The sequence below is a fragment of the Pseudomonas sp. 2VD genome, assembly GCF_005503585.1.
Taxonomy (GTDB): Bacteria; Pseudomonadota; Gammaproteobacteria; order Pseudomonadales; family Pseudomonadaceae; genus Pseudomonas; species Pseudomonas aeruginosa.
Genome location: NZ_SCND01000454.1, coordinates 1 through 4,138 on the forward strand (window position 1 = coordinate 1; position 4,138 = coordinate 4,138).

At 68.4% G+C, this 4,138-nt stretch carries 4 protein-coding genes and 1 pseudogene; 3 read left to right on the plus strand and 2 right to left on the minus strand.

The features are described from left to right. Both fimL and nudC read left to right on the plus strand, forming a co-directional pair. A pseudogene (gene fimL, locus FFS27_RS29520) lies at window positions 1-765 on the plus strand (type IV pilus/biofilm regulator FimL); the annotation flags it as partial. Continuing rightward, a complete protein-coding gene (nudC, locus tag FFS27_RS29525; RefSeq protein WP_003132805.1) occupies window positions 765-1,601 on the plus strand; it encodes an NAD(+) diphosphatase in 837 nt (278 codons plus the stop codon). The pseudogene fimL and the gene nudC, both read left to right, overlap by 1 nt. Here nudC and FFS27_RS29530 read toward each other — a convergent pair. Next, window positions 1,569-2,348, minus strand: a complete 780-nt coding sequence (locus FFS27_RS29530) for a TSUP family transporter (protein WP_021264647.1) — start codon at window positions 2,346-2,348, stop codon at window positions 1,569-1,571. The two genes, nudC and FFS27_RS29530, sit on opposite strands and share 33 nt — an antisense overlap. Window positions 2,349-2,448: 100 nt before the next feature. On the opposite strand from FFS27_RS29530, the gene FFS27_RS29535 reads away from it, so the two are divergent. After that, window positions 2,449-3,093 (plus strand): hypothetical protein, encoded by a 645-nt coding sequence (locus tag FFS27_RS29535; RefSeq protein ID WP_021264648.1) that lies wholly within the window; start codon window positions 2,449-2,451, stop codon window positions 3,091-3,093. Here the strand turns inward: FFS27_RS29535 and FFS27_RS29540 are convergent. Continuing rightward, window positions 3,090-3,995 carry a LysR family transcriptional regulator gene (locus FFS27_RS29540; protein ID WP_023101344.1) on the minus strand — a complete coding sequence of 302 codons (906 nt, stop codon included), beginning with the start codon at window positions 3,993-3,995 and terminating at the stop codon, window positions 3,090-3,092. The genes FFS27_RS29535 and FFS27_RS29540 overlap by 4 nt on opposite strands. Between the last annotated feature and the right edge of the window lie 143 nt (window positions 3,996-4,138).

Below are 4,138 nucleotides of genomic sequence, written 5' to 3' on the forward strand. Positions count from 1 at the left end.
GTGATGCGTTCGCTGTCCACGGCGATCCGCGAGGAACTCGCCGGGGTCAAGGACATGCTCGACCTGATCGAGCGCGGCGTGGCCCAGCCGGACAGCCTGACCAACCTGCATGCGCAACTGGGCAAGCTGAGCAAGACCCTCGGCATGGTCGGCCTGAACTCGGCCGGCACCGCCCTGCAGACCCAGCTACCCACCGTGGCCGCCTGGGCTGCCAGCGGCGTCGCCGATTCGCCGCCGGCGTTGCTGCGCCTGGCCGATGCGGTGCTTTACGTGGAAAGCATGGTCGGCAACCTCGAGCGCGGCGAGCGCCGCATCACCCGGCCGACTCCGGCGGAGCCCGGGCAAGAAGCCGATGCGTTCGCCGTGCACCAGTTGGCCGAGGCGCGCATCGTGGTGATCGAGGAGGCCAAGGCCGGCTTGGCCCTAGCCAAGCGTGCGATCACCGCGTACCTGGAATCCAATGGCGACAAGCTCAACCTGGCCAACGTCCCGGCCAGCCTGCAGGCGGTCCGGGGCGGCCTCTGGTTCCTCGGTCAGGAGCGCGCCGCGCTGCTGGTCGGCGGCTGCGCCGACTACATCCAGCAGCGCATGATCGAGACCGCGCAGATGCCTTCGGAACAGATGCTGGAAACCCTCGCCGACGCCCTGACCAGTCTCGAATACTATCTCGAGGGCGGTGCCGTGCTGCGTCCGCAGGGCCAGCCGGATGTCCTCGACCTGGCCAGCGCCAGCGTCAAGGCGCTCGGGCTGCCGGTGGCCGCCTGATGGCCGGCGAGTCCCGCTGGCAGGCAGGTCGGCCGGCTACCGCCCAGGTTGGCGGCTGGGTGCTCGCGCACTGTCAGCAGCGCTTCCTCCAGGACGACAACGGCCTGCTGTTCCCCCGCGAATGGCTGAAGCGCCAGGAACTCCCGCTGCTCGCCGAACATGGGGTCGGCCATTGGCAGGGCGAGCCGGTCTACGTGCTGGAACTGGACGAGCCGATCGAGCTACCGGGCATGGCCTGGGCGCCGTTGCGGCAGTTCATGCTGCACGGCGATTTCGATCAGTTCTGCATGCTCGGCTATGCCAGCCAGATCGGCATCTGGGCACGTCACAACCGGTTCTGCGGCAACTGCGGCACACGCATGCAGGCGCAGGACCACGAGCGGGTGATGCAGTGTCCGCAGTGCGGGCTGCACCAGTACCCGCGCCTGTCGCCGAGCATGATCGTCCTGGTGACCCGGGGCGACGAGGTGTTGCTGGCGCGTTCGCCGCGCTTCGTGCCGGGGGTCTACAGTACCCTGGCCGGCTTCGTCGAGGCCGGCGAGTCGGTGGAGCAGTGCGTGGTCCGCGAGGTGCGCGAAGAGGTCGGGGTGGAGGTCGCCAATCTCGAATACATCGGCAGCCAGAACTGGCCGTTCCCGCATTCGCTGATGCTCGGTTTCCACGCCGAGTACGTGTCCGGCGAGATCGTCCCGCAGGAGGACGAGATCGAGGACGCCCAGTGGTTCTCCCTCGATGCCTTGCCGCCGCTACCGGCGCAGCGCTCGATCGCCCGGCACTTGATCGACCTGTACCTGGCGCGCCGCTCAGGCGCCGCTGAACCAGTGCTGCCAGGCTAGCCGCGCGGTCAGCGCCAGGACCACCAGGATGAACACCGGGCGAATGAACTTCGCCCCGCCGCCGATAGCGGTGCGCGCGCCGAAATAGGCGCCGACCATCAGCGACGCACCCATGCACAGGCCGAGCAACCAGATCACCTGGCCGGAGGCGACGAACACCGCCAGCGCCACTATGTTGCTGACGAAGTTCATGCTCCGCGCCACACCGCTGGCGCGGACCAGGTCCAGCGGGTACATGAGCAGCGAGCTGACGGTCCAGAACGCTCCGGTGCCCGGTCCCGCCACGCCGTCGTAGAAGCCCAGGGCGAGGCCCTGCGGCCACTGGCGCTTGCGTCCGACCGGCGCATCGGCGTCCAGCGGCGCTTTCGGCGTGCCGCCGAAGAGCATGTAGAGGCCGCAGGTGAATACCACCACCGGGAGCATCCGGTTCAGCCACTCGGCGGGCAGCAGGTGAGCCGCCCAGGCGCCTATGGCGGCGCCGATCGCGGTGGCGAGCAGGCCGTTGCGCCACTTCCCGGGATGGAACAGCTTGCGCCGGTAGAAGGTGTAGCTGGCGGTCGCCGCACCGAAGGTCGAGCTCAGCTTGTTGGTACCCAGCGCCAGGTGCGGCGGGACCCCGGCGGTGAGCAGCGCAGGGATGGTCAACAGGCCGCCGCCGCCGGCGATGGCGTCGATGAAGCCGGCGAGAAAGGCCACCACGGCCAGGATGATCAGGGTGCTGGGGTCTATCACGAGTTCGAAGGGCATGAAAAACCGGACCTGCTTCCAATCGGGAAACGGCCTCGCTGGCCGTCGGGAGGAGGGGTGCGCATAATGCCCGCAATTTCACGCAGAAGGAATCGCTTGCATGCAGTACGACGGTCTGGCCTGGGCATTCGCGTTACTGGCCTTGCTGGCCGCCCTGGTCGCGGTGCGCATCCTCTTCGAACGCACCTGGTTCCTCGGCTGGCTGCGCGGCACCTGCGGCTTGGCCTTCGTCGCCGTGGCGGGGCTGCTGCTGGTGCTCGCCTGGGACCTGCGCAGCTACTCGCTGCTCAAGCCCGAGCAGCCGATGGCCACCCTGAGCTTCCAGGCCGAAGGGCCGCAGCGCTACCGGGTGCTGATCCAGGAGGGCGCCAACGAGCGCAGCGTGGTGCTGGACGGCGAACTCTGGCAACTGGACGCGCGGATTTTCCGCTGGAAGGGGCTGGCCGCGTTGATCGGTCTGGCGCCGGGCTATCGCCTCGACGCGCTCAGCGGCCGCTTCCTGGCCCTCGAACAGCAGTCCCGGGGCCGCCGCCTGGGCTTGTCGCAGAGTCCGCTGGGGGTCGATCTCTGGCGCTGGCTGCGGGCCGGCGAGCACGACCTGTTCCTGTTCGAGCCGCTGGCGGGGCGGGTGACTTTCCTGCCGATGGCGGACAAGGCGGTGTTCGCGGTGAACTACGGCGTCGCCGGGCTGCTTGCCGAGCCGATGAACCTGGCGGCCGAGGAGGCGCTCAGGGACTGGCGCTAGGCCATGCGAAAAGCCGGGGCGGCGGCGATCGTCTGGGCGGTTTCGCGAAAGCGTTCGATGAGTTCCGACGGCGTGCGGTAGGCCAGCGCCAGCCGATAGGGAATTCGCGCCCGCCGCCCTTGCAGGGGACGAAAGGTAACCCCCGGCGGGCGCAACGGTTGTAGCAGCGAAGGCACTAGCGCGACGCCGATGCCGCCGGCCACCAGCCCGGCGATGGTCTGCATCTGCCGCGCCTCCTGCACCACCTCCGGGACGAAGCCGGCTGCCGCGCAGGCGGCGACGATCAGGTCGTGCATGCCCGGCCCATAGTGCCTTGGGAACAGCAGCCAGGGTTCTCCGGCCAGTTGTTCCAGGCGCAGGCGCGCATGGCGTGCCAGCCGATGCCCTTCGGGCAATGCCACGCGCATGTCGCCGTCCACCAGTAGATGCGTGTACAGGCCGGGCTGGCGGTCGACCGGCAGAACGATCAGGCCGGCATCGATGCGGTCTTCGCGCAACGCCTCCAGTTGCCCCGCGGTGGTGTCTTCCTGGAGCTGGAAGTCCAGCGCGCCATGCTGGTGGCGGAACGCCTGGAGTATGCGCGGTAGCAGAATATTGATGGTGCTGTCGACGAACGCCAGGCGCAACGTTCTGCGTCCGCTGGCGGCGCTGCGCGCGGCCGCCAGGGTGCGTTCGGCCTGGGCCAGGGTGCGCCGGGCTTCGTCGAGGAACGCGCGGCCCGCCGGCGTCAGGCGGTGGATACGGTTGTCACGCTCCAGCAGGCTGGCGCCGACTTCTTCTTCCAGCCGCCGGATCGCGGTGGTCAGCGGTGGCTGGGCCATGTGCAGGCGCTCAGCGGCGCGGCGGAAGCTCAGCTCCTCGGCAACCGCGACGAACTGGCGGAACTGGCGCAAGTCGGCCATTGCGATATCTCCCGGATATGGTGAGTTAAGAAAGACAGTATTGGATATATCGCGGCGAATCCGTCGAGAATCTATCCGTACGCTCGCTCTGGCCAGACGAGGCGTTCCATCCATTACAGAGGAAGCCCGTCATGCACACTCAT